The following is a 25,826-nucleotide window of genomic DNA, read 5'->3' on the forward strand; positions in this document are numbered from 1 at the left end:
GCGATGTGCTCGGTCCCGGCGTACTTGCGGCGGCGCACGGCGTCGGCGGCCGCGCCCAGCGCGTGCAGCGGGGCGTCGCGGTAGAGGACGAGGGCTTCCTCCGGGGTGATGCGTCCGCCGTCGGCGGCTCGGTCGAGGACGGGCTGGAGAGGGGACTGCGAGGGTCGGGACATGATGGCCGGGCCTTTCCGGTGGCGTAGGGCGGATCAGGGTGCGGAGGGTTCCAACAGCCGGACGGCGACGTCGGGCGGGAAGCCCTCGGGGCCGCCGCCGACCAGGCGCGCGAACTCGGTGATGCCGGCGAGCTGCGCCGTGCCGAGGCTGAAGTCGAGGGCCGTGGTGTAGTAGCGCTGGAGCGTCGCGGCGTCGAACTCCTCCCACTGCGAAGCCTGTTCGCAGACCTTCGTCACCTCCGCCAGGGACAGGTCGCGCGAGGCCAGCAGATCGGCGTGGACCTGGCGCACCAACTCCGGTTCGCGGGCCAGGAAGTCACGGCGCGCGGCGAACACGGCGAACACGAAGGGCAGCCCCGTCCAGTCCTTCCACATGCGGCCCAGGTCGTGTACGTGCAGACCCATCCGGGGGGCCTCGTACAGGGCCGCGCGCAGTGCGGCGTCGCCGATGATCACGGCGGCCCTGGCCTCGGACATCATGGTGCGCAGGTCGGGCGGGCACCCGAAGTAGCGGGGGTTCACCCCGACGCGCTCGGCGAGCAGCAGCTGCGCCAGACGCACCGAGGTACGGCTGGTCGAACCCAGCGCCACCGGCTGCCCGTCCAGCTCCTCCAGCGGTACCTGGCTGACGATCAGGCAGGACATGACGTCTCCGTCGCTGCCGACCGCGATGTCCGGCAGGGCGACCAGGTCGTCCGCGTGCCGCAGGAACTCCAGCAGGCTGATCGGCCCCATGTCCAGCTCGCCGGCGGCGAGTGCGTCGTTCAGGCCGTCCGGCGTGTCGGTGCGCAGGTCCATGTCGAGGAGGGAGCCGGTGCGGGCCAGCCCCCAGAACAGCGGAAGGCAGTTCAGGAACTGGATGTGACCCACGCGGGGTCGGCGCCGGCGCACGGGCGTCGGCTGTGCTGTGTCGGGGGCGAGTTGCTCGGTCACGGTGCACGACTCCCGAAGCGGGTCGAGGGGAGGAAGGACGAGGGGTGCGCGGTCAGACGGTGCGGACCGGCGCGGCGAAGTGCTCGCGGAGTACGGCCAGCACCTCGGCCGGCCGCTCCGAGAGGAAGAAGTGCCCGCCGGAGAAGACCCGCAGGTCGTACTCCGTCTCGGTGTGCTCGCTCCAGGCGCGGGCTTCCTCCAGCGACGTTCGCGGGTCGGCGTCGCCGGTGAGGACGGTCACGGGGCAGCGCACCGTCGCGCCGGGCGCGCTGCGGTACGTCTCGACGGCCCGGTAGTCGCTGCGGATCGCGGGCAGCACCATGCGCAGCAGCTCCTCGTCCTGGAGGACCTGGGCGTCGGTGCCGGCCAGGGCGCGCAGTTCGGCGATCACCCCGTCGTCGTCGAGCGTGTGCACATGCTCGTCCCGGACCCGGGACGGAGCGCGGCGCCCGGACGCGAACAGCCGGACGGGGCCGGACCCGGTGCGCTCCATACGGCGCGTCACCTCGAAGGCCACGACCGCGCCCATGCTGTGCCCGAAGAAGGTCACCGGCCGGTCGTCGTCCCATTCCGCGAGGGCCGCGCTGACCTGGTCGGCGAGCTCGGCCACCGAGGCGGGCCCGGGTTCGTGCCTGCGGTCCTGGCGGCCGGGGTACTGGATCGCGGCGACCTCGACGTCCGGGCTGAGCGCGGCGGCGACCGGCAGGTAGAAGCTGGCCGAGCCGCCCGCGTGCGGGAAGCAGACCAGCCGCTCGGCGGCCTCGGGCGAGGGCCGGAACCTGCGGATCCACAGGTTGTCGGTGGTGGAACTCATCGGGCGTGTGGGTCCTTCCCAAGTGTCGAGGTGAGCGGGCCCGGCGGCCGGACCACCGGGGCGGTGGGATCCGGCCGCCGGAGAGGCGGCGGACTCAGTCGTCCGCCTCGGGGCCGTACACCTCGACCTGATCGGAGACGCGGCGTACGTGAATGCAGTCGCCGGGGCACTTCTTGGCCGAGTCGACCACGTCGGTGAGCAGTTCCAGGGGGACCCGGGTCGTCGAACCCGGCTCCTGGAGCAGTTCGTCCTGCTCGTTCTTGACGTAGGCGAGCCCGTCGATGTCCAGCTCGAACACCTCGGGCGCGTACTCGGCGCAGATTCCGTCGCCGGTGCACAGGCCCTGGTCGATCCAGACTTCCAGGTCCTCGTCGTGGGTCGTCTGCGGGGACATAAACACCTGCCTGGCAGTGTCGTCATGGTGTGCGCGCGGTGCGCGCACAGCCGCCCGGGGCCGAGCGGAGCGCGCACCGCGCACACAGGGGTAGTCGTGCACGCCGTACACGAGGGGGGAGTCCGGCCGCGGTGGCCGGTCCGGGGGTCAGACGCGCATCGGCTGCGGCGACTCGCGCCGGGCCGGGTCGGGGCCGTCGTACTCGCGGATGATCTCGTAGCGCGTGTTGCGCTCGACCGGGCGGAAGCCTGCGTCGCGGATGAGGTCGAGCAGGTCCTCGCGGGTGAGCTTGTTCGGGGTGCCGTAGTTGTCGGCGTCGTGGGTGATCTTGTACTCGACGACCGAGCCGTCCATGTCGTCGGCGCCGTGCTGAAGGGCGAGCTGGGCGGTCTGCACGCCGTGCATGACCCAGAAGACCTTGACGTGGGGGACGTTGTCGAAGAGCAGCCGGGAGACCGCGAAGGTCTTGAGGGCCTCCGCGCCGGTCGCCATCGTGGTGCGCGCCTGGAGGCGGTTGCGGACCTTGCCGTCCTTCATGTCCACGAAGTCGTGCTGGTAGCGCAGCGGGATGAAGACCTGGAAGCCGCCGGTCTCGTCCTGGAGCTCGCGCAGCCGCAGCACGTGGTCGACCCGGTGGCGGGGCTCTTCGATGTGGCCGTAGAGCATGGTGCACGGGGTCTTCAGTCCCTTCTCGTGCGCCAGCCGGTGGATGCGGGACCAGTCCTCCCAGTGGGTGCGGTGGTCCACGATGTGCTGGCGGATCTCCCAGTCGAAGATCTCGGCGCCGCCGCCGGTGAGGGATTCGAGGCCGGCGTCGATCAGCTCGTCGAGGATCTCGGACGCGGTCAGACCGGAGATCGTCTCGAAGTGGTGGATCTCCGTCGCCGTGAACGCCTTCAGACCGACGTTCGGCAGCGCCTTCTTCAACTCCCGCAGCGAGCGCGGGTAGTAGCGCCACGGCAGGTTCGGGTGGAGGCCGTTGACGATGTGGAGTTCCGACAGGTGCTCGTTCTCCATCGCCTTGGCCAGCCGGACGGCCTCCTCGATGCGCATCGTGTACGCGTCCTGCTCGCCCGGCTTGCGCTGGAACGAGCAGTAGGCGCACGACGCGGTGCAGACGTTCGTCATGTTGAGGTGCCGGTTGACGTTGAAGTGGACGACGTCACCGTTCTTGCGGGTCCGCACCTCGTGTGCCAGACCGCCCAGCCAGGCCAGGTCGTCCGACTCGTACAGGGCGATGCCGTCCTCACGGGACAGCCGCTCACCGGAGAGGACCTTCTCCTCCAGCTCGCGCTTGAGCCCAGCGTCCATGGCCGGGAACCTCCTCGTTCAGTGCCTGGCGGCACGCGTAGTGACTGTGCGCATGTGGCGTGATCCGACGCGTCGACGGGCCCCTGGACGCCGCTGTCGCGGCATCCCGCGGAACCGGCCGTCCCGCCCGGAGACGGTCGGGCGGAACGGAACGGATCCGCACCACACGGACACCGCGGCGAACCGGCCGGCCGCGACGGCCCGCGGCACCGGCCAACGATCCGGAACACCACGGGCCCCGGCCGGGCGGCGGGTACCGACGCCGCGTCCGGTGGGGCCCTCCCATCCTCGCGGAGGGCAGTGTGGGGAAAACCCCACATCCGCAACGGCTTTGCCGAGGGCATCCGGTGCCACACCGCGGACGGACGCCGAAGCGGCCTGCCGTCGCGGCGAGGCACGTCACGGCACGTCACGTCACGGCATACGCGAGTGACCGGGCCGTCGTCGGCCCGGTCACGGTCGTCTCGGCAGTGTGTGGGGCGGTTCGTCAGCCGTTCGTGTCGTCCTGTGGGGAGGCCGGCACGGAGGCGGGGCCGCGCGGCCTGCGGTCACCCATGACCTTGGCGAGCGTGCGGGTGCGGTGGAGCACGACCTGCGTGATCACCTGGAGGAGGATCCACGACACCGCGTACAGGGCGCCGTCCAGCGCGGGCACCGTGTCGACGGGCAGGGTGTAGGCCATGATGAGCCGGAGCAGCGCGTCGCACAGCAGGCCGATGCCCCACAGCGCGGTCAGGCCGCGCCATACGCGGCGGAACGAGGCGTCGGACTCCCATGTCCGTTCCAGTTGCTCGCTTCTCCCGGGCAGCAGTGAGCGCAGCGCCTGGTAGGTGAAGGGGCGCGCGGTGAACAGGGTGACCAGCAGCCAGATTCCGGCCAGCCCGGTGAACAGGCCGTTGCGGGCGAGGGCGAGGCGTGGGTCCGCGGCCAGCAGGGAAGCCACCGCGCTCACCACCAGCAGCGCGAGCGTGAATACCCCGATCGCGTCCAGCCTTCGATGGCGAATCGCGGAGTAGAGGGTGTGCAGGGCGGGCGCGGATCCGCTGAGCAGCAGAGCGGTGATCTCACCAGCTCCGGCGCCGCGCATTATGTAATAGAGCCCGACGGGGAGTACCACGTCGCAGCCGACGGTGATCACGAAAGCCCAGGGTGAGGACGGGTTTTCGGATGGGGTGGGGGGTGAGGCCGCGGAAGGTGGCGCCGCGGGCGCCGAGGACTCAGAGCGGGGTGTGGGGGAGGTCATGAGATGTGCTCCAGAGTGGTGGCCGTGCAGCTTTTCGGCCAATCTTGGTACTACACGGGCGTGGTGCAGCGGTCGAACACGACCGTCAATTCACGGGCGCACCGCTCCAGGTCCATCGCGGAGTGGGACAGATGACGGCACAGGACGGTGTCGATGGCACCGCGGATCGCCAAGGCCATGGTGAGACAGTCGAAGCTGCCGAACTCCCCGGCGTCACGACCCTGTTCGAGGAGAACGATGAGCCGGTCCACGGACATGATGCTGCGTTCGATACCCTCCAGACCGGTGATCTGGCGGTCCCGTACCATCCTGACGACCTCGGTCAGCGCCTGGGTGTGGATCGGGTAGCGCTCGACGAAGTCGAAACTGGACGTGATGTACGCGCTCAGCTTGCCGCGATACGTCCGCTCGTCGCCCATGCGTGAGTCCGCTATGTTTTCGGCCTTTTCGATGATGGCGCGGGCGACTTCCGCGAAAAGCTCGGGCTTTCCGGAGAAATGGTACGAGATCATCCCCGTGCTGCTGAGCTCGGCCTGCTGCGAGATCTTACTGAAGGATGCCTTTGTGTAGCCGGATGCGGCGAGTGTTTCGATTGCCGCCTGAACTATCTGCGCCCGCCGTGCATTCTGCGTGAATGTTCTGGTCTGCTCGTTGACTGTCCTGGCCATCATGGTTTCAGGTTAGCCGGATCGTGATCGTGATTTTTCCTAAAGTACAAAAGTCTCAGCGCACCGGAATCCGCCGGGCCGTCGTACGGACGGCGTCCACCAGCTCCATCATGGCGATCGAGTCAGTGTGCTGTCCGGCATCTCCGCCGCCCGCGCGGACGGCGTGCGCGAACTCCTGCAACAGCAGCGCCAGTTGGTCGGCGGCGGGCAGCGTCCTCCGTTCCTCGCGATCCTGCTCCTCGATGACGAGCAGCGGCTGGTGGGTGGCCGGCGGAGTGAACGCCCGGGTCACGGTCAACCGTGCCCGGTCGCCCCACATCGTGTACGTCGACGCGTAGGTGTGCTCGAAGCCGAACGCCAGCTCGGCGAGGATCCCGGAAGGCGAGGCGAGCAGCACCTGTCCCGACAGGTCGAGGCCGTCCGAGGCCCGGGTGCGCAGTGTCGCGCCGGCCACGTCGAGTCCCGGGCCCAGCTGCAGCACGGCGGCCCGCAGCGGGTACACCCCGACGTCGAGCAGCGCGCCGCCACCGAGCTCGGCGGCGTAGCGGATGTCGTCCTCCGGCAGCGGCGGAATGCAGAAGGCGGCACTGAAGGAGGCGAGCCGTCCCAGGCGGCCGTCGGCCACCAGCTCACGCACTCCGACGTGTTGCGGGTGGTGCAGGAACATGAAGTTCTCCCGCAACGCCAGTCCGCGTTCCGCCGCCAGCGCGCACAGGGCACGCGCCTCGGCGGCGTCGACACCGATCGGCTTCTCCACCAGCACGTGCTTACCGGCGAGCAGCGCCCGCTCGGCCCAGTGACGGTGCAGGGACGTCGGGGCCGACACATACACCGCGTCCACGTCGGACCGCTCCAGCAGGGCCCCGGGATCCTCCTCGGCCGCACAGTCGAAGTGCTCCGCGAAGCGGGCCGCCTTCTTCGGCGTGCGTCCGGCGACGGCCACCAGCTCCCACTCCGGCGCCCGGGCCACCGTCGGCAGGACCCGCCGCCAGGCGATCGACGAGGTACCGATCGCGCCGAGACGCAGCGGCCGCGCCGCCGGCGCGCTCACAGCGACCTCAGCGCGGCGATCAGCGTGCGCGCCTGGACGTTCACGTTGTGGCTGTGCCGCAGCAGTTCGTCGACCTGACGCAGCGACACCCAGCGGAACTCCTCCGACTCCAGCGGTGTCTCGTCCTCGACCTCGACGATCACGTAGTGGCTCTGGGCGTTGAGGAAACGCCCGCCCTCCTCGGACAACAGCACGTCGTACACGGCCTTGTCGCGCCGGTCCAGCAGCTCGTCCAGATACGGCGGCCACGACGTGCGCGGCAGATGGGAGTAGTTCTCCAGGGTGCACTGGACCGTCGGGCCCAGCTCGACCACCGACAGGAACCCGGCCTCGGCCCGTGCCCGCAGCAGCACGTGCGGCACCCCCTCGATCCGGCGCACGAACAGCGCCGCGATCCCCGTCCCGTGCGGTTCGACGAGCGGCTGCGACCACGCGGCCACTTCCCGGCGGCCCGACATGACGTCCACGGCCACCACGCTGAAGTGGCGTCCGTCCACGTGGGACACCGTGTGCGGGTCGCGGCGCCAGCCCTCGGTCCGCGCGAGTCCGATCGGCGTCACGCTCACCTCGTGCTCGGCCCGGCGCCGAGTGATCCAACTGCGCACCTCGGTGTCCGAGTGCAGCGATCCGGTCACCGCGGCGGCGTCCGCCCGCCAGTCCGGCAGGCACGACAGCACCGTACGGGCGTCCATGTTCACGACGTTGTCCTGCTGCAGCAGCATGTTCACCTGGCGGAGCGTCAGCCACGCGAAGTCCTCGCCCGCCTCCACCTGCGGACCCACCCGCACGATCATGTTCCGGTTCCTCTTGCGGAGAAACCATGAACCCTGCTCCGACTGCAGGACGTCGGCCACCACCGCGCCCGGCCCGGGACTGCGGAAACAGTCCAGGTACGCGACGGCCGAACCCCCGTGCACCCGGAGGTAGTTGCTCTTCGTCGCCTGAACGGTCGGCGACAGCTGCATCCCGTTCACGTTGCCCGGCTCCGACTTCGCCTGCATCAGCAGGTGCGGTACGCCGCCGAAGTCCCGCACGGCGATGCCCAGGATGCCGATCTCGGGCTGGTCGATGATCGGCTGGTCCCACGCCGGCACCGGCCCGAAGTCCGAGCGGACCCGCAGCCCGTGCACCGCGAAGAACCGGCCGCTCGCGTGCCGCAGGTCGCCGGTGTCCCGCTCGAAGCGCCAGCCGTCGAGCTCCGCGAACGGAACCCGCTCCACGCGCTGCGGCTGCGTGTGCCGCCGGTCCTCCAGCCATGCCGCGAGTTCCACGTCGCTCAGCACACCGCCGTCCACGGCCGCCGCGGAGACCGCCAGCGCCGCCAGGGTGTCCGCCTCCTCGCCGCGCGCGGACGCGGGCGCGGTTGTCGGAGTCATCGATTCGCCCTTCTCTCGATTCGGGAGTGCGACCGTGTGCGTGATCGACCGGGCCGGGCGCCGGCGCGCACCCCCACGCCGAAGGAAGCGCAGCGGACAGCCGCACGCACAGCCTGCCTGCTCGAATTCGAGCATTCGCCTAGACCGCCGCCCCTTGCGGCAGGCCCGTGCACTGGCTATGAGCCGCCGTCACGCCGCGGCCGGCACGCCCCGGCCGCCGCGCCGCGTTCGCCGCGGGCGGGGAACACTAGTGGATGTTCCAGACCGCCCCGGACCGGGCGTGCGGTGGCCGGAAGCCGGGCTACGTTGTGGCCTTCCGACCCGGCCGACAAGAGACGTTTGCGGGGATGCTCGTCGACCCCGAGGAGACGAAGATGCGAAACGGTCCCCCACGCGTCGCCGACTACATCATCTCTTCCCTGGCGGCACGGGGAACTGACCATGTGTTCGGAGTCGGCGGCGCGAACATCGAGGACCTCTACGACGCCGCCCACCTCTCGGACGGAGCCGTCCGGGCGGTCGTCGCCAAACACGAGTTCTCCGCCGCCACCATGGCCGAGGGGTACCACCGCACGTCCGGCAGACTCGGCGTCGCCATGGCGACCTCGGGGGCCGGCGCGATGAACCTGGTCCCGGGCCTCGCGGAGGCGTACGCGGCGCGCGTCCCGGTGCTCGCCCTGATCGGCCAGCCGCCCCGCCCGCTGGAGGGCCGCGGGGCCTTCCAGGACTCCAGCGGCCGGGCGGGCGCCTTCGACGCGGTCCGCCTGTTCGCCCCGATCTCGCGTTTCTGCGCCCGGGTCGACACTCCCGGCGACACCGCCGCGCTGCTCGCCGAGGCGATCGCCGCCACCCGAGGACCGCACCGCGGACCGGCCGTCCTGCTGCTGCCCAAGGACGTCCAGCAGGCGCCCGCGGACGGACTCCCTCCCCTCGCCGGCCTGCTGACCCCGCAGCCGCAGGCCCCCGCGGCCGCGCACCGGACGGCCGCGGCCGCACTGCTGGCCGAGGCCGTCACCGGCGGGGCGGACATCCTGCTGATCGCCGGGGACGGCGTCGGACGCGCGGACCTCCGCGCGGAGGTCGCCGAACTCGCCCGCCGGCTGGGCGCGTCGGTGGCCGTGACGCCGGAGGCCAAGGACGCCTTCGACAACCGTGACCCGCGCTTCGTTGGCGTGGCCGGCGCGATCGGGCACCCGTCGGTGCAACGCCATCTGGAGAAGGCGGCCGTATGCGTGCTCGTCGGCACCCGGCTGCCGGTGATGGCCCGCACCGGACTCGAACCGGCCCTCCAGGACACGCCGTTGATCTGCTACGACCCCGAGCCGCCCTTCACCGGCCCGCACCGCGACGGCGTACCGGTCGTCCACGTGGACGGCGACCTGCGCACCGAACTGAGAGCCGTCGACGACCTGCTCGGCGCACTGCCCCGGACCTCGATCGGCCGCGAACTGCCGGGCGGCGGCCCGGAGTACCTGGCGGCGCCCCGCCCCGACACCCCCGGCGTGCGGCTCACCGACGCGGTCCGGGCCATCGAGTCCGCCCTCCCCGACGACGCCACCGTGGTGTCAGACGCCGGCAACGCCAGCTCGGCGGTCATCCACCACCTGACCGTGCCCCGGCACGGGAACTTCGTCCTCGCCCTCGGCATGGGCGGCATGGGACACAGCTTCGGCGCCGGCATCGGGGCCGCGTTCGCCACCGGGCGGCGCACCTATGTGATCTCCGGCGACGGGGGCTTCTACGCACACGGCATGGAGGTGCACACCGCCGTCGAACACGACGTGCCCGTCACCTTCGTCGTCTTCAACAACAACGCCCACGGGATGTGCGTGACCCGGGAGCAACTCCTCTTCGAGGCCGACTACTCGTACAACACGTTCAAGCCCGCCGACATCGCGGCCGGCGCGCGGGCCATGTTCCCCTCGCTCCCGGCCGTCACGGCGACCACGGCCGACGAACTGCGCCGCGCCCTCCTCACGACGAACGACCGCACCGGCCCGGCTCTGGTCTGTGTGCAGTCCGACCCGGACGAGCTGCCCCCGTTCGTGCCGTTCCTCCGTCTGATCGACGACCGCCCCACCCCCGCAGGAGCACACCATGACGACCGCGTCACACCAGTTGGCTGACATCCCCGGCCTCGTCCGGTGCGAGACGAACAGCGTGCCCGAGCTCATCGCCGAGGCCACCGCCCGGACCCGGCCCGAGTACCCGCACGACGAGGTGTACGGGCAGTTCTGCACGATCCAGGAGTACATCGACTGCCCGCCCGAGGACGTCTTCGCCTACCTCAGCGACATCAACAGCCTGGACGAGTACTCGGTCAGCACACGGTCGTTCCGGCCGACCGGCACCGAGGGGCTCTACGTCGGCTGGGACACCCTCGCCGAGGACACCAGGATATTCATGCGGCTCCGGCCCAACCGCGAGGCGCTCACGCTCGACTACCACTGCGCCTGGGACCAGGGCGAGGAACTCTGGATGATCTACCTGTTCCGGATCGTGCCGGCCGAACAGGTGCTCGGCAAGCCGGGTTCGGTGGTCATCTGGACCAACTGCCACCACCCCCACTACGACAAGAACCCGTATCCCGAACTGTCCCCGGACCCGGAGCGGATCTGGGTGGGCGACCTGTGGCCGCTGTTCTACGCCGGCCACCGCATCGAGCTGGACAACCTCAAACGGATCCTCGAATACCGCAGCAGCCGGGGCCTTCCGGTCTCGGTCGCCACCGCGCCGGAGGCGGGCGAATGATCCCCGTCAGCCTGGTCGACGTGGACAGCTATCTGCCCGAACGCAGCGTCGGCACCGAGTTCTACACCGATCAGGAAGTCCAGGACACCGAGGGCGCGATGTTCAGCCCGCCGGCCGCCCGGCGGCACGCCGCGCCGGACGAGAGCGCCACCGACATGGCGGTCGCGGCCGCCCTGCCGATGCTGGAGCGCCGGCGCGAGCGGGGCGACGGCCCGGTGGACGTCGTCCTCACCAACGTCTCGCTCCCGGACCGGGCGTTCACCGGAGCCGGCGCCGACATCGTGGCCCGGCTGGGGCTGGACCCCGTACCCGAGTGGATCATCGACGTGCACAACAGCGGCTGTGCCGCCTTCGTGTACCTGATGAAGCTCGGCCGCGGCCTCATCGCCTCGGGCCAGGCCCGCACCGCCCTGATCTGCTGTGTGCAGAACACGGCCGGGCAGCTCTTCGCCCGGCCCGAGCTCAGGGGCCGCAAGCACGCCCCGGTGCCCGGGGACGGCTGCGGCGTCGGTTTCCTCAAGGCGGGCGACGAGTCGCCGATCCTCGACGTGGTGACACATCACGGTGTCGAGTACGCCAACGACATGACCCTCTCCGTGGACACCCGCAAGTACTGGCAACCCGGCGAGGGAGAGATCGACATCGGCTTCACCGACAGCAAGGTCAAGCAGATCGTCGCGCGGGGCAACCAGCTCGTGCCCCAGGTGACCCGGGAGCTGTGCGAACGCCTCGGCACCCCCACCACCGACATCGACCTGCTGGTCACCAACCAGCCGAACCGGATGTTCCTGCACAACTGGCGGGAGGACCTCGGCCTCAAGCCCGAACGCCACCCGGACACCTTCGACCGGTACGGCAACCTCTTCGGCGCGGGCATCCCGGTGACGCTCTCCCAGGCCCGCGACGAGGGAAAGATCGACAAGGGCGATCTCGTCGTGCTGTCCGGCTTCGCGCACGCCGGTGACTTCGCCGCCGCGGCCGCCGTGCGCTGGTGACCCCGGCCTTCGCCGTACGCCCCGATCCCTACCTGTCATACCTGGAGTTGTGCCGATGACCGACACCGCACCGCAGACCCGCACCGGCGAGGAACTGGCCGAACTCGACCGCCGCCACCTGTTGCACCCCTGGACCCCGCACGGTATCGGCGACCAGCTGGTGCTGGTCGAGGGCCGGGGCTGCGAGGTCACCGACTCCTACGGGCGCACGTACCTGGACGGCCGCAGCGGCCAGTTCAACGCGACGCTCGGCTACCGCCATCCCCGCGTGCTGGCCACGATCGAGGAGCAGGCCGGCAGGCTGATGACGTACGCCCTTCTGGGCTCGTCGAACGAGCCCGCCGTCCTGCTCGCCGCCCGGCTGGCGGAACTGCTCGGGGAGCCCCTCGAACGCACCCTGTTCTGCAACTCCGGCTCGGAGGCCACCGAGGCGGCGATCCGGATCGTGCGGATGTACCACGCACTGCGCGGCGAGCCGCGGCGGACCACCGTGATCTCACTCGCCGACGGCTACCACGGAACCACCGTCGCGGCCGCCGCGATGTCGGCCTCGCCGATCGCCTGGACGGGCTGCGGGGCGCTGCCCGAGGGGTTCGTCCAGATCCCCACGCCCGGCTCCGCGGCAGACGCCCGGCCCGGCCCGGAGGCGCTGGAGGAGGCCATCGTCGCGCAGGGCGCGGAGAACGTCGCCGCGTTCTTCGTGGAACCGGTCCTCGGGGTGGGCGGCATCCGCCCGCTGCCGGCCGGCTATCTGCGCGCCGTCCGGGAGATCTGCGACCGCCACGGGGTCCTGCTCGTCGTCGACGAGGTGACCACCGGACTCGGCCGTACCGGGGCGTGGTTCGCACACCAGTGCGAGGACATCCGTCCCGACGTGATCACCACGGGCAAGGGACTGGCCGCCGGATACGTGCCGTTCGCCGCCGTCACCATGACCACGGCCGTCGCCGACGTGTTCGCCGGCGACCCGATGCTCGGCGGCCTGCGCCACGGGCACACGACCAGCGGACACGCCCTCGGCGCCGCCGTCGCCCTGACCGCGCTGCGCACCATCGAGGAGGAGGGGCTGATCGACCACGCGGCCGCCATGGGCGAGCGCCTGTGCGGGCAGCTGGTGGACCGCCTCAAGGGACTGGACGGGGTCAGCGACGTACGGGGCGTCGGCCTGCTCGCGGGTGTCGAGTTCGACTCCTTCGCCCGCGCCGCCCAGGTGAGCCAGGCCTGCCTCGGCGCCGGGGTCGTCGTACGCAGCGAGGGCCCGGTGCTCTCCGTCGCCCCGCCGCTGATCGTGACCGCGCCCCAGGTGGACCGGATCGTCGACGCGCTGTACGACGCCACGGTTGCCGCGGCCGGCTGAGCCCCGCGCCCGCTCGCCCAGGTGCCCCCCGCCACGGCGTGGGGGCATCGGCGTCCCCGGCCGGGCATCACGCCTTCACCCGGTGTCCGACCGAAACGACACGCGGGCCTTCGGCATGCCCGCACATGGTCGGCGGCCCGTACGAAAGACCGAGGCTAGAGATTCCCCTAGAGCGCTTCCCCGGATCGCCGGAGGGCCCCGGGACGCGTGCGAATGTGTGAGCAACCCCCAGCCTCCCGCCCCCGGTATTTGGAGTGCCATCGATGAACGAGCCGGTGCCCACCGCCGTCCCGAACACCGTCCCGGGCCAAGAGCCCGTGGCCGTGGTCGGCCTCGCGTGCCGGCTCCCGGGCGCCGACGATCCGGCCGCCTACTGGGAGTTGCTGACCGCGGGCCGCAACGCCGTCACCGACACCCCCGAGGACCGCCGCGCGGGCGTGCCCGCCGACGGCTGGCCCACCCCGCACGGCGGCACCGCCCCCCTGCGCGGCGGCTACGTCAGCGCACCCGCCGACTTCGACGCCGCGTTCTTCGGCATCTCGCCCCGCGAGGCCGACGCCACCGACCCGCAGGCCCGCCTCGCCCTCGAACTGGGCTGGGAGGCCCTGGAACACGCGGCGATCCCCGTCACCGCCGCCCCGCGCGCCACCGCGGTCTATCTCGGCGTCGACGTCTGCGACTACGCCGACGTCGTCCGCGACGCCGGACAGGGCACCGGACACCACACCCTCACCGGCCTCAACCGCTCCCTCGTCGCCAACCGGCTCTCCTACGCGCTCGGCGTCAGCGGCCCCAGCATGACCGTCGACAGCGCCCAGTCGTCCTCCCTGGTCGCCGTCCAGCTCGCCTGCGACAGCCTGCGGCACGGGGACTGCGACCTCGCCCTCGCCGGCGGAGTGCACCTCAACCTCAGCCCGCAAAGCTCCCTGGCCGCAGCCCAGTTCGGGGCCCTCTCCCCGGACGGCACCTGCCACACCTTCGACGCCCGCGCCAACGGCTACGTCCGCGGCGAGGGCGGCGGCATCGTCGTACTGAAGCTGCTCGCACACGCCCTCGCCGACGGCGACCGCATCCACGCCGTGATCCGCGGCGGCGCCCTCAACAACGACGGCACCGGCACCAGCATCACCACCCCGGACGCCGACGCCCAGGCCGCCGTCCTGCGCGCCGCGTACCTGCGTGCCGGAACCGACCCGGCCGGCATCGGCTACGTCGAACTCCACGGCACCGGAACCCGCGTCGGCGACCCCGTCGAGGCCGCCGCCCTCGGCGCGGTGCTCGGCACCGCGGAAGGCCGGCAGACCCCGCTGACCGTCGGCTCCGTGAAGACCAACATCGGCCACCTCGAAGGCGCCGCCGGCATCGCCGGACTCCTCAAGACCGTCCTGTGCCTGTCCCACCGCCGGCTGGTGCCCAGCCTTCACCACGACGAGCCGAACCCCGCCATCGACCTCGACGGCCTCGGCCTGCGCGTCCAGCGCGAGACCACCGACTGGACCCCGGCCGCGCCCGGCACCCCCCTGCGGGCCGGGGTCTCCTCCTTCGGCATGGGCGGCACCAACGCCCACCTCGTCCTCGAAGAAGCCCCCGCGACCGAACAGGCCCCCCGGCAGCCGCGGACCGCCCCGGCCACCGTGCCCTGGCTGCTGTCCGCCGCCACCCCCGGCGCCCTGCGCGCCCAGGCCGACGGCCTCGCCGCGCACGTCCGCGCCACCGACGCCGACCCCGTCGACACCGCCTGGTCCCTGCTGACGACCCGCACACCCCTCACCCACCGGTCCTTCGCCGTGGGCTCCGACACCGCCGGTCTGCTCAGCGGCATCACCACCGCGGCCCCGTACGGCCCGCTCGACGGCGACATCCACCGGCCCGTGTTCGTCTTCCCCGGCCAGGGCAGCCAGTGGGCCGGCATGGCCGCCGAACTCCTCGCCTCCTCCCCGGTGTTCGCCGCACGCCTCACCGAGTGCGGTACCGCACTGGCCCCGCACGTCGACTGGGACCTCGCCGCCGTCCTGCGCGGCGACGCGGACGCCCCGCCCCTGGACCGCTCCGACGTCGTGCAGCCCGTGCTGTGGGCCGTCATGGTGTCGCTGGCCGCCCTGTGGCAGTCGCACGGCATCAGCCCCGCCGCGGTCGTCGGACACTCCCAGGGCGAGATCGCCGCCGCCTGCGTCGCCGGAGCCCTCAGCCTGGAGGACGCGGCCATGGTGGTCGCCCTGCGCAGCAAGATCCTCGTCCCGCTGGAGGGCCGCAGCGGCATGGTCTCGCTCGCCCTTCCCGAGGACGCCGCCCGCCGCTTCACCGCGCGGTGGGACGACCGGGTCACCGTCGCCGCCCTCAACGGGCCCTCCTCCACCGTCGTCTCCGCCGACATCGAGACCGTCACCGACATCCTCGCCACCGCACAGCGCGAGAACGTCCGCGCCGGCCGCGTCGGCATCGACTACGCCTCCCACTCCCCGCACGTGGAACCCGTCCGCCAGGAGATGCTCGACCTCCTCGCCGCCATCACCCCGCTCCGCCCCGACGTGCCCTTCCTGTCCACCGTCACCGGACAATGGATCGACAGCGCGGCCACCGACGCACACTACTGGTACGACAACCTCCGCAACCCCGTCCTCCTGGAACCGGCCCTGCGCGCCCTGGCGCTCGCGGGCCACGGCGCCTTCGTCGAGGTCAGCCCGCACCCCGTACTCACCACACCCGTACAGGAGACCGTCGAGGCCGCGACCGGCCCCCGGCAGGCCGTCGTCACCGGCACCCTGCGCCGCGGCCAGGGCGGAGCCACCCGCTTCCAGACCTCCCTCGGCGCCCTGTGGGCCCACGGCGCCGACGTCGACTGGACCCCCGTCTTCACCGGCCTCGCACCAAGGCGCACCGAACTGCCCACCTACGCCTTCCAGCGCCGACGTCACTGGATCACCGGCACACCGGACCTCACCCCGGCCACCACGACGGCCCCCGCCGACAGCGGCCCGGCCACCACCTCCGACGAGCCGGCCACCGGACTCGACGACGCCGACGCCCTGCGGCTCGTCCTCCAATCCACCGCCGTCGTCCTCGGCTACCCGGACCAGGCACTCGTCGACGCGCAACGGACCTTCAAAGAACTCGGCATCGACTCCGTCACCGCCGTCGAACTGCGCGACCGGCTCAACTCCGTGGCCGGACTCGCCCTCCCGGCGACCGCCGTCTACGAACACCCCACGCCCGCACGGCTCGCCGGGAGCCTGAACGCCTCCCCCTCGACCGACCTCGTCCTGCGCGAGCACCAGCACACCGCCGACGAGCCGATCGCGATCGTGTCCATGGGCTGCCGCTTCCCGGGCGGCGTCCGCGCCCCCGAGGACCTGTGGCGCCTGGTCGCCGACGGCGTGGACGCCGTCACCGCGTTCCCGGCCGACCGCGGTTGGGACCTCGACGCCCTCTACGACCCCGACCCCGACCACACCGGCACCACATACGTCCGTGAGGGCGGATTCCTGCACGACGCGGCCGAGTTCGACGCCGGCTTCTTCGGGATCTCGCCGCGTGAGGCGACCGCGATGGACCCGCAGCAGCGGCTGCTCCTGGAGACCACCTGGGAGACGATCGAACGGGCGGGACTGGACCCCCACGCCCTGCGCGCCACCGCCACCGGCGTCTTCGTCGGAGCCACCGCGCCCGAATACGGCCCCCGCCTGTACGAAGCGGCCGAAGCCGTCGAGGGCCACGTCCTGACCGGTACGACGTCCAGCGTGGCGTCCGGGCGCATCGCCTATGCCCTGGGCCTGGAGGGCCCGGCGGTCACGGTCGACACGGCCTGCTCCTCGTCCCTGGTCGCCCTGCACCTGGCCGTGCGCGCCCTGCGCTCCGGCGAGTGCAGCCTGGCGGTGGCGGCCGGTGCCACGGTGATGTCCAGCCCCGGCATGTTCGTCGAGTTCAGCCGGCAGCGCGGCCTGGCCGTCGACGGCCGCTGCAAGCCCTTCGCCGCCGGTGCCGACGGCACGGGCTGGGGCGAAGGCGTCGGTGTGCTGCTGCTGGAGCGGCTCTCGGACGCCGAGGCCCAGGGCCATCAGGTGCTGGCGGTGGTGCGGGGTTCGGCGATCAACCAGGACGGCGCGTCCAACGGTCTGACGGCCCCCAACGGCCTGTCCCAGCAGCGGGTGATCCGTGCGGCGCTGGCCGATGCGGGTCTGTCGGTGGCTGATGTGGACGTGGTGGAGGCGCACGGTACGGGTACGAAGCTGGGCGACCCGATCGAGGCGCAGGCACTCCTCGCCACGTACGGGCAGGGGCATGACAACGACCGGCCGTTGTGGCTGGGGTCGGTGAAGTCCAACATCGGTCATGCGCAGGCCGCTTCGGGCATGGCCGGGATCATCAAGATGGTGCAGGCCATGCGGCACGGCACCCTGCCGAAGTCCCTGCGAGGCGACCAGCCGTCGCCGCTGGTCGACTGGTCCGAGGGCGCGGTGGAGCTGCTGGCGCAGGCGCGGGCCTGGGAGGAGAGCGAGGGCCGGCCGCGTCGGGCGGCGGTGTCGTCGTTCGGCATCAGTGGTACGAACGCCCACGTCATCCTGGAAGCCACGGCCGAACCGGCCGAGCCCGAGCCCGCCGACGCGGTCACGGACGCGCCCGGCCGCGAGCTCGTACTCCCTTGGCTCGTCTCCGCCCGCACTCCCGCCGCACTCGCGGAACAGGAGTCCCGGCTCGCGCAGTTCGCCGCCGAGTCCACCTCCCTCGCCGCCGTGGATGTGGCGTGGTCGTTGTGGCGGTCGCGGTCGGTGTTCGAGTGCCGGTCGGTGATGGTGGCGGGTGAGTCGGTGTCGTCGGGTTCGGTGGTGGGCGGGGCTGCTTCGCCGGTGTTCGTGTTCCCGGGTCAGGGTGCGCAGTGGGTGGGGATGGCGGTCGAGCTTCTTGATTCCTCGCCGGTGTTCGCGGCTCGGTTCGCGGAGTGTGGGGTGGCGTTGGACGAGTTCGTCGAGTGGTCGTTGGTGGATGTGGTCCGCGGGGTGGAGGGTGCGCCCGGGTTTGACCGGGTGGACGTCGTCCAGCCCGTGTTGTGGGCGGTGATGGTGTCTCTCGCCGCCCTGTGGGAGTCGTACGGGGTGAAGCCCGCCGCTGTGGTGGGTCATTCGCAGGGTGAGATCGCTGCTGCTGTGGTGGCGGGTGCGTTGTCGTTGACCGATGGTGCCCGCGTCGTGGCGTTGCGGTCGCGTGCCATTGTGGCGCTGGCGGGGCGTGGCGGGATGGTGTCGGTCGCGCTGGATGCCGAGGGTGCTTCGGAGTTGGCGGACCGCTGGGCGGGTCGGGTGTCGGTGGCGGCGTTGAACGGGCCGACGTCCACGGTCGTCGCGGGTGACGCGGACGCGCTGGACGAGCTGGTCGCCTACGCCGAGGAATCCGGCGTTCGGGTGCGGCGGATCGATGTGGATTACGCGTCGCATTCGGCTCATGTGGAGGCGATCGAGAGGGAGTTGGCGGAGGTGCTGGCGCCGGTGGTGGCGTCGGTGCCGGGGGTGCCGTTCTTCTCGACGGTGACGGGTGAGTGGGTCGAGTCGGCGCAGACGGATGCGGGGTACTGGTACCGCAACCTGCGCCAGACGGTTCGGCTCAAGCCCGCCGTGGACGCGCTGATCGAGGAGGGCCATGGCGCGTTCCTGGAGATGAGTCCGCATCCGGTGCTGACGGTGCCGGTCGCCGAGACGGTCGAGGCGGCCGGTTCGGATGCCGTGGTCGTCGGGTCTCTGCGTCGTGGTGAGGGGGGTCTGGAGCGGTTCTATCTCTCTCTGGGTGAGGCGTGGACGCGCGGTGTCGGTGTGGACTGGGCGTCGGTGTTCGAGGGGTTGTCTCCGCGTCGGGTGGAGCTGCCGACGTATGCGTTCCAGCGCAGTCGTTACTGGCTCGATCTGCCCAGGGTGGGAGCCGTTGCGGATCCGGCTCAGGAGTGGTTCTGGCGGAGTGTCGAGGCGGGTGATGTGGCGGAGCTGGCGGGCACGCTCGGGGTTGCGGAGGGGTTGGAGCGTGTCGTTCCGGCCCTCGCCGCCTGGCGCACCGCACGCCGCGAACGGGGCGTGGTCGACGGATGGCGGCATCGTGTGGAATGGCGGCCGTTGCCCACCACCGTCCCCGCAGCTGTCGAGGGAACCTGGCTGATCGTCGTCCCTGAGCCGATGGACGGCGATGGACTGGTCACCGTGCTGCGAGCCGGGCTTGAGGACGAGCTGGCGGCCCGTGGCGCTCGTTCCGTCGTCGTCGCCGTCGACGCCGGCCGACTGGACCGTACGGCTCTCGGCGCTCTCCTCACATCCGCCGGCACGCCCACTGAGACACCCGCCGACGCGTTCGCCGGTGTGCTGTCGCTCCTGGCGCTCGACGCGCGACCGCACCCGCGACAGCCGGCCGTACCGCTCGGCCTCGCCGGAACCCTCACGCTCGTACAGGCCCTCGGCGACACGGGAATCGACGCACCCCTCTGGTGCGTGACCCAGGGTGCCGTGGCCACCGGCGAGGACGACGGCCCGACGGCGCCCGTGCAGGCCGGTGTCTGGGGCATGGGCCGGACCGCCGCACTGGAGCACCCCAGGCGCTGGGGCGGACTCGTAGACCTCCCGGCGGCCGGGGCGGCCGGTGCCGTCAGCCTGCTGCTGGACGCCGTCACGGCGGGCACGGCGGAGGACCAGGTGGCGCTGCGGGACGGCACCGCATACGGCCGTCGGCTCGTCCACGCTCGCACCGGCGGCAAGCCGGCGCCGCGTGACTGGCGGCCGCGCGGCACCGTCCTCGTCACCGGAGGGACCGGGGCGCTCGGCGCCCACGTAGCCCGCTGGCTGGCAACGCGCGGGGCCGAACACCTCGTCCTCACCAGTCGCCGTGGTGACGACTCCCACCTCGCCGAGCTGCGGCAGGAACTCGCACAGCGCGGCACCCGGATCACCGTCGCCGCCTGTGACACGGCGGACCGCGAGGCCCTTGCCGACCTGGTCAACGGCCTTGCCGCAGCCGGAACTCCGGTCCGGTCCGTGATCCACGCGGCAGGCGTGAGCGTCCTCGGCCCGATCACGGAGACCGATGTCGACGACCTCGCCGCCACCCTGTCCGGCAAGGTCCTCGGCGCCGCACGCCTGGACGAGGTGCTGGACGCGGCCGAACTCGACGCCGTGGTCTACTTCTCGTCGATCTCGGGCACCTGGGGCGTCGCCGACCACGCCGCTTACGGCGCCGCCAACGCGATCCTGGACGCCTGCGCCGAACAACGCCGTGCCGCCGGCGTACCGGTGCTCTCCGTGGCCTGGGGGCCCTGGGCCGGGGGCGGCATGATCGCCGAGTCCGTGCAGGACGGCCTGCGCCGCCGGGGCCTCCCCGTCATCGAGCCGGCCACCGCGATCACCGGGCTGCAGCAGGCCCTCGACCACGACGACACGGTCATCGCGGTCGCCGACGTCGACTGGCGCCGGTTCTCCGAGGTGTTCACCTCCGTGCGAGGAAGCGCCCTCCTGTCGGAACTGTCCGGCGCCCGCTCCGGGACGACGGACACGGCAGCCGCCAGCGCCTCGGGCGACGCGACCTCCGCCGCGCTCCGCGAACTGGCCGACCTCGAACCCACCCGTCGTACCGCCGCGCTGCGCGCTCTGGTCGGCACCCACGTGGCCGCGACGCTGGGCCACACCGACGCGGAGGCGGTCAGTGTCGAGGCGGCCTTCAAGGAACTGGGCTTCGACTCCCTCACCGCAGTGGCACTCCGCGACCGTCTGCACCGTGCGACGGGCCTGAAGCTGCCCACCACCGTCGTCTTCGACCATCCCAGCATCTCCGCCCTCGCCGACTACATCGACGAGCTCGCCTTCGACGGCCGGCGCGACGACGCGCAACCTGCCCCGGCCATCGTGCGCGCGGCCGGCGCTCATGCGGACGACGACATCGCCATCGTGTCGATGAGCTGCCGCTTTCCCGGTGGTGTCCGCACCCCCGAGGACCTGTGGCGCCTGGTCGCCGACGGCGTGGACGCCATCACCCCGCTGCCCACCGACCGCGGCTGGGACCTCGAAGCCCTCTACGATCCCGACCCCGACCACCTCGGCACCAGCTACGTACGGGAGAGCGGATTCCTGCATGACGCGGCCGAGTTCGACGCCGGGTTCTTCGGGATCTCGCCGCGTGAGGCGACCGCGATGGACCCGCAGCAGCGGCTGCTCCTGGAAGCCACCTGGGAGACCCTGGAGCGCGCGGGCATCGGCCCCAAGTCGCTGCGCGGCAGCTCGACCGGCGTGTACATCGGCCTGACCGACCAGGAGTACGCCACCCGACTGCGGGCCGCGTCCGGCGAGAACGAGGGGTACCTCGCGACCGGATCGGCAGCCAGCGTGGCGTCCGGGCGCATCGCCTATGCCCTGGGCCTGGAGGGCCCGGCGGTCACGGTCGACACGGCCTGCTCCTCCTCCCTGGTCGCCCTGCACTTGGCCGTGCGCGCCCTGCGCTCCGGCGAGTGCAGCCTGGCGGTGGCCGGCGGCGCCACGGTGATGTCGGGACCAGGGGCGTTCGTCGCCTTCAGCCGCCAGCGCGCCCTCGCCCCCGACGGCCGCTGCAAGCCCTTCGCCGCGGGCGCGGACGGATTCGCCCTGTCGGAGGGGGTGGGTGTGCTGCTGCTGGAGCGGTTGTCGGACGCCGAGGCCCAGGGCCATCAGGTGCTGGCGGTGGTGCGGGGTTCGGCGATCAACCAGGACGGCGCGTCCAACGGTCTGACGGCCCCCAACGGTCTTTCGCAACAGCGCGTGATTCGTGCGGCGTTGGCCGATGCGGGTCTGTCGGTGGCTGATGTGGACGTGGTGGAGGCGCACGGTACGGGTACGAAGCTGGGCGACCCGATCGAGGCGCAGGCACTCCTCGCCACGTATGGGCAGGAGCGGGAGGTCGACCGGCCGTTGTGGCTGGGGTCGGTGAAGTCCAACATCGGTCATGCGCAGGCCGCTTCGGGCATGGCCGGGATCATCAAGATGGTGCAGGCCATGCGGCACGGCACCCTGCCGAAGTCCCTGCGAGGCGACCAGCCGTCGCCGCTGGTCGACTGGTCCGAGGGCGCGGTGGAGCTGCTGGCGCAGGCGCGGGCCTGGGAGGAGCGTGACGGCCGGCCGCGTCGGGCGGCGGTGTCGTCGTTCGGCATCAGTGGTACGAACGCCCACATCATCCTCGAAGAGCCGCAGCACGCGGCCGACGACTCCGAGTTGCCCGAGCGGGACTCGGCGCGCGACGCGGCGGTCGTACCTCTGCTCACCTCCGCCCGCACGGAAGCGGCACTGGCCGCCCAGGTCCAGCAACTGACCGTCCACATGGAGTCCACCGCGGCCGACGCCGTGGATGTGGCGTGGTCGTTGTGGCGGTCGCGGTCGGTGTTCGAGTGCCGGTCGGTGATGGTGGCGGGTGAGTCGGTGTCGTCGGGTTCGGTGGTGGGCGGGGCTGCTTCGCCGGTGTTCGTGTTCCCGGGTCAGGGTGCGCAGTGGGTGGGGATGGCGGTGGAACTGCTTGATTCTTCGCCGGTGTTCGCGGCTCGGTTCGCGGAGTGTGGGGTGGCGTTGGGGGAGTTCGTCGAGTGGTCGTTGGTGGATGTGGTGCGTGGGGTGGAGGGTGCGCCTGGTTTTGACCGGGTGGATGTGGTGCAGCCGGTGTTGTGGGCGGTGATGGTGTCGCTTGCCGCGTTGTGGGAGTCGTTCGGGGTGCGGCCTGCTGCTGTGGTGGGTCATTCGCAGGGTGAGATCGCTGCTGCTGTGGTGGCGGGTGCGTTGTCGTTGACCGATGGTGCGCGGGTGGTGGCGTTGCGGTCGCGTGCGATCGTGGCGCTGGCTGGGCATGGCGGGATGGTGTCCGTTGCGCTGGATGCCGAGGGTGCTGGGGAGTTGGCGGGTCGTTGGGTGGGTCGGGTGTCGGTGGCTGCGGTGAACGGGCCGACGTCGACGGTCGTCGCGGGTGACGCGGACGCGCTGGACGAGCTGGTCGCCTACGCCGAGGAATCCGGTGTTCGGGTGCGGCGGATCGATGTGGATTATGCGTCGCATTCGGCTCATGTGGAGGCGATCGAGGGGGAGTTGGCGGAGGTGTTGGCGCCGGTGTTGGCGTCGGTGCCGGGGGTGCCGTTCTTCTCGACGGTGACGGGGGAGTGGATCGAGTCGGCGCAGACGGATGCGGGGTACTGGTACCGCAACCTGCGTCGGACGGTGCGTCTGGAGCCGGCGGTGCGGCGTCTGGTGGATGCCGGGCACGGTGCGTTCCTGGAGATGAGTCCGCATCCGGTGCTGACGGTGCCGGTGGCGGAGACCGTGGAGGCGGCTGGTTCGGATGCGGTGGTCGTCGGGTCCCTGCGTCGTGGTGAGGGGGGTCTGGAGCGGTTCTATCTCTCTCTGGGTGAGGCGTGGACGCGCGGTGTCGGTGTGGACTGGGCGTCGGTGTTCGAGGGGTTGTCCCCGCGTCGGGTGGAGCTGCCGACGTATGCGTTCCAGCGCAGTCGTTACTGGCTCGATCTGCCCAGGGTGGAAGCCGTTGCGGATCCGGCTCAGGAGTGGTTCTGGCGGAGTGTCGAGGCGGGTGATGTGGCGGAGCTGGCGGGCACGCTCGGGGTTGCGGAGGGGTTGGAGCGTGTCGTTCCGGCCCTCGCCGCCTGGCGCACCGCACGCCGCGAACGGAGCACACTCGACAACTGGCGGTATCGCGTCGTGTGGCGGCCCTACGAGGCGGCCGCGAGCGGGGCGCCCGGCGATACCTGGCTGCTCGTCGTGCCCGAAGGACGGACGGAAGACGACGTCACGGTCCGGACGCGACGCGTCCTGGAGGACGCGGGGACGAGCGTCGTACCCGTCGTCGTACCGGAGCAGGCGGACCGGGTGGTCGTCGCCGAGCTGCTGGACGCCGCGGTGCGTCCCGGGGACGCGCCGGCCGGGGTGCTGTCCCTGCTGGCCCTGGAGACCGAGCCGGACAAGCGCAGCCCGGGTGTCACCAAGGGAGTGCTGGGCTCCATGGCGCTGAGCCAAGCCCTCGCCGACAACGCGATCCACGCCGGACTGTGGTCGTTGACGCGCGGAGCCGTCGCCGTCGACGGCGAGGAGGCGCCGAGCGACGGTCAGGCAGCCGCATGGGGTCTGCTCCGGGTGGCCGCGCTGGACGATCCCGAGCGGTCCGGCGGGCTGGTGGACCTTCCCGCGGACGGTGGCATCGAGTTGCTCACGCACCTGCCCGCGCTGCTCGCGGCGGGCGACGCGCCCGGTGGGGAGAGCGAGTTCGCGCTCCGGCCCGGAACCGTGGGCCTGCGGGTGCGGCGCATGGTGCGCTCGCCGCTCGCAGGCTCGGCCGACGCCCCGGTGTGGACGCCGCGCGGCACCGTGCTCATCACCGGAGGCACCGGAGCACTCGGCGCCCATGTGGCCAGGGACCTCGCCCGTGCGGGCGCGGAGCATCTGGTGCTGACCAGTCGACGCGGTCCCGAGGCACCGGGCGCGGCGGAGCTGGAAGCCGAACTGGCCGGTCTCGGCTGCCGGGTGACCATCGCCGCCTGTGACGTCGCCGACCGCGACGCGCTCGGCGCGGTTCTGGACGGCATTCCCGTGGAGTCCCCGCTGACGGCGATCGTCCACACCGCGGGCGCGGTGGACCAGGCGCGACCGCTCACGCAGATCGACGCCGACGCGGCCGCCGAGCTCATGCACGCCAAGGTCGTCGGTGCCGAGAATCTGCACGACCTGCTGGGCACACGCCCGTTGGACGCCTTCGTGCTCTTCTCCTCCGGAGCCGGCGTGTGGGGCAACGGCGGCCAGGGACCGTACGCGGCGGCCAACGCCCACCTCGACGCGCTCGCCGAGCGGCGCCGTGCCGCCGGCCTGCCCGCCACCTCGATCGCCTGGGGCGCCTGGGCCGGTGGCGGCATGGTCGACGCCGAGGTGGGCGAGCAGTTGGCGCGGCGCGGGGTGTCCGCGATGGAGCCGGCGCTCGCCGTGCGCGCCCTGCGCGAGTCGGTGGCGGCGCGGGAGACCGCCGTCGTCGTGGCGGACATCCGCTGGGACCGGTTCGTCCCCGCGTACTGCGCCCACGGGCACCGCCCGCTGATCGAGGAGATCCCGGACGTACAGGCCCTGCTGGCCGCCCGGGCCGCCGAAGGCGCGGCCGGGCAGGCGGCGGACGCGACCGCGGGGGCCTCCGACAGGCTGCGCGGCGAACTGGCCGCGCTGCCTTCGGCCAAGCGCAGGCGGCGGCTGACCGAGTTGGTCCGGACGCACGTCGCAGCGGTACTCGGCGCGGGAGCCGGTGACGGAGTCAAGCCCGGCCGGGCCTTCCGTGACATGGGCTTCGACTCCCTGACCGGCGTCGAACTGCGCAACCGGCTCGGCGCCGCACTGGGCGTCAAACTCTCCGCGACGCTCGTGTTCGACTACCCGACACCGAAGGCGCTCGCCGACCACCTGGACACGGAATTCTGGCCCGCGGACGACGCTGACGACGCGGACAACGCCCTCGCCCCGGGGCTCACGGAGCGCGGCTCCCGGCTCAACCAGCTCGATCCCCGGCTCAAGGAGATCGAGGCGGCCTACCGCGCCACCTCGGACCCGGTCGGCCGGACTGAACTCGCCGACGCGCTGCGAAGCCTGCTCGACTCCTGGGCGGCACCCGTCGACGAGCCCGCCCCCGCGGCCGTGGACGAGGAACTGGTCGACGCATCCGACCAGGACATGTTCGACCTGATCGACAAGGAACTCGGGATCTCCTGAGCGGACCCCCGACACGACTTCCCGATTCTCGA

13 protein-coding genes and 1 pseudogene are annotated in these 25,826 nt (G+C 71.9%); 5 read left to right on the forward strand and 9 right to left on the reverse strand.

The window, feature by feature from the left end:
* The 9 genes and pseudogenes from ACFC8N_RS45275 to ACFC8N_RS45315 all read right to left on the reverse strand — a co-directional run.
* Positions 1-173, reverse strand: a pseudogene (locus ACFC8N_RS45275) (dehypoxanthine futalosine cyclase); the annotation flags it as partial.
* A 33-nt stretch (positions 174-206) separates the two neighbouring features.
* A complete protein-coding gene (locus ACFC8N_RS45280) occupies positions 207-1,106 on the reverse strand; it encodes a menaquinone biosynthetic enzyme MqnA/MqnD family protein (RefSeq protein WP_376295499.1) in 900 nt (299 codons plus the stop codon).
* 52 nt (positions 1,107-1,158) lie between these two features.
* Complete coding sequence (locus tag ACFC8N_RS45285; RefSeq protein WP_356040624.1) at positions 1,159-1,920, reverse strand: alpha/beta fold hydrolase; 762 nt, start codon at positions 1,918-1,920, stop codon at positions 1,159-1,161.
* Between the two features lie 94 nt (positions 1,921-2,014).
* Positions 2,015-2,314: a ferredoxin gene (locus ACFC8N_RS45290; RefSeq protein WP_356040627.1), complete on the reverse strand. Its 300-nt coding sequence runs from the start codon at positions 2,312-2,314 to the stop codon at positions 2,015-2,017.
* 147 nt (positions 2,315-2,461) lie between these two features.
* A complete protein-coding gene (gene mqnE / locus ACFC8N_RS45295) occupies positions 2,462-3,625 on the reverse strand; it encodes an aminofutalosine synthase MqnE (RefSeq protein ID WP_376295501.1) in 1,164 nt (387 codons plus the stop codon).
* Between the two features lie 487 nt (positions 3,626-4,112).
* A complete protein-coding gene (locus ACFC8N_RS45300) occupies positions 4,113-4,763 on the reverse strand; it encodes a VC0807 family protein (protein WP_376295502.1) in 651 nt (216 codons plus the stop codon).
* A gap of 155 nt (positions 4,764-4,918) precedes the next feature.
* Positions 4,919-5,539 carry a TetR/AcrR family transcriptional regulator gene (locus ACFC8N_RS45305; RefSeq protein ID WP_356039443.1) on the reverse strand — a complete coding sequence of 207 codons (621 nt, stop codon included), beginning with the start codon at positions 5,537-5,539 and terminating at the stop codon, positions 4,919-4,921.
* 52 nt (positions 5,540-5,591) lie between these two features.
* A complete protein-coding gene (locus ACFC8N_RS45310; protein WP_376295504.1) occupies positions 5,592-6,587 on the reverse strand; it encodes a Gfo/Idh/MocA family protein in 996 nt (331 codons plus the stop codon).
* Positions 6,584-7,963 (reverse strand): NDP-hexose 2,3-dehydratase family protein, encoded by a 1,380-nt coding sequence (locus tag ACFC8N_RS45315; RefSeq protein ID WP_376295505.1) that lies wholly within the window; start codon positions 7,961-7,963, stop codon positions 6,584-6,586. Before ACFC8N_RS45315 ends, ACFC8N_RS45310 begins: the two co-directional genes overlap by 4 nt.
* 374 nt (positions 7,964-8,337) lie before the next feature.
* On the opposite strand from ACFC8N_RS45315, the gene ACFC8N_RS45320 reads away from it, so the two are divergent.
* From ACFC8N_RS45320 to ACFC8N_RS45340, 5 genes are all read left to right on the forward strand, one after another.
* Positions 8,338-10,089 (forward strand): thiamine pyrophosphate-binding protein, encoded by a 1,752-nt coding sequence (locus ACFC8N_RS45320; RefSeq protein ID WP_376295506.1) that lies wholly within the window; start codon positions 8,338-8,340, stop codon positions 10,087-10,089.
* Complete coding sequence (locus ACFC8N_RS45325; RefSeq protein WP_356039432.1) at positions 10,061-10,714, forward strand: SRPBCC family protein; 654 nt, start codon at positions 10,061-10,063, stop codon at positions 10,712-10,714. Before ACFC8N_RS45320 ends, ACFC8N_RS45325 begins: the two co-directional genes overlap by 29 nt.
* A complete protein-coding gene (locus tag ACFC8N_RS45330) occupies positions 10,711-11,709 on the forward strand; it encodes a 3-oxoacyl-[acyl-carrier-protein] synthase III C-terminal domain-containing protein (RefSeq protein WP_356039429.1) in 999 nt (332 codons plus the stop codon). The genes ACFC8N_RS45325 and ACFC8N_RS45330 overlap by 4 nt, the downstream gene beginning before the upstream one ends.
* A gap of 55 nt (positions 11,710-11,764) precedes the next feature.
* Complete coding sequence (locus ACFC8N_RS45335; RefSeq protein WP_376295508.1) at positions 11,765-13,066, forward strand: aspartate aminotransferase family protein; 1,302 nt, start codon at positions 11,765-11,767, stop codon at positions 13,064-13,066.
* Between the two features lie 263 nt (positions 13,067-13,329).
* A complete protein-coding gene (locus tag ACFC8N_RS45340; RefSeq protein WP_376295509.1) occupies positions 13,330-25,794 on the forward strand; it encodes a type I polyketide synthase in 12,465 nt (4,154 codons plus the stop codon).
* The last annotated feature ends 32 nt before the right edge of the window (positions 25,795-25,826 follow it).

Source organism: Streptomyces sp. NPDC055966, assembly GCF_042269865.1.
GTDB lineage: Bacteria > Actinomycetota > Actinomycetes > Streptomycetales > Streptomycetaceae > Streptomyces.

What these genes read in the sequence shown, in the direction of transcription:
- ACFC8N_RS45285 (WP_356040624.1), bottom strand. Translation starts at nt 1,920, where the DNA reads ATGAGTTCCACCACCGACAACCTGTGGATCCGCAGGTTCCGGCCCTCG.
- ACFC8N_RS45290 (WP_356040627.1), bottom strand. Translation starts at nt 2,314, where the DNA reads ATGTCCCCGCAGACGACCCACGACGAGGACCTGGAAGTCTGGATCGAC.
- mqnE (WP_376295501.1), bottom strand. Translation starts at nt 3,625, where the DNA reads ATGGACGCTGGGCTCAAGCGCGAGCTGGAGGAGAAGGTCCTCTCCGGT.
- ACFC8N_RS45305 (WP_356039443.1), bottom strand. Translation starts at nt 5,539, where the DNA reads ATGATGGCCAGGACAGTCAACGAGCAGACCAGAACATTCACGCAGAAT.
- ACFC8N_RS45315 (WP_376295505.1), bottom strand. Translation starts at nt 7,963, where the DNA reads ATGACTCCGACAACCGCGCCCGCGTCCGCGCGCGGCGAGGAGGCGGAC.
- ACFC8N_RS45320 (WP_376295506.1), top strand. Translation starts at nt 8,338, where the DNA reads ATGCGAAACGGTCCCCCACGCGTCGCCGACTACATCATCTCTTCCCTG.
- ACFC8N_RS45325 (WP_356039432.1), top strand. Translation starts at nt 10,061, where the DNA reads ATGACGACCGCGTCACACCAGTTGGCTGACATCCCCGGCCTCGTCCGG.
- ACFC8N_RS45330 (WP_356039429.1), top strand. Translation starts at nt 10,711, where the DNA reads ATGATCCCCGTCAGCCTGGTCGACGTGGACAGCTATCTGCCCGAACGC.
- ACFC8N_RS45335 (WP_376295508.1), top strand. Translation starts at nt 11,765, where the DNA reads ATGACCGACACCGCACCGCAGACCCGCACCGGCGAGGAACTGGCCGAA.
- ACFC8N_RS45340 (WP_376295509.1), top strand. Translation starts at nt 13,330, where the DNA reads ATGAACGAGCCGGTGCCCACCGCCGTCCCGAACACCGTCCCGGGCCAA.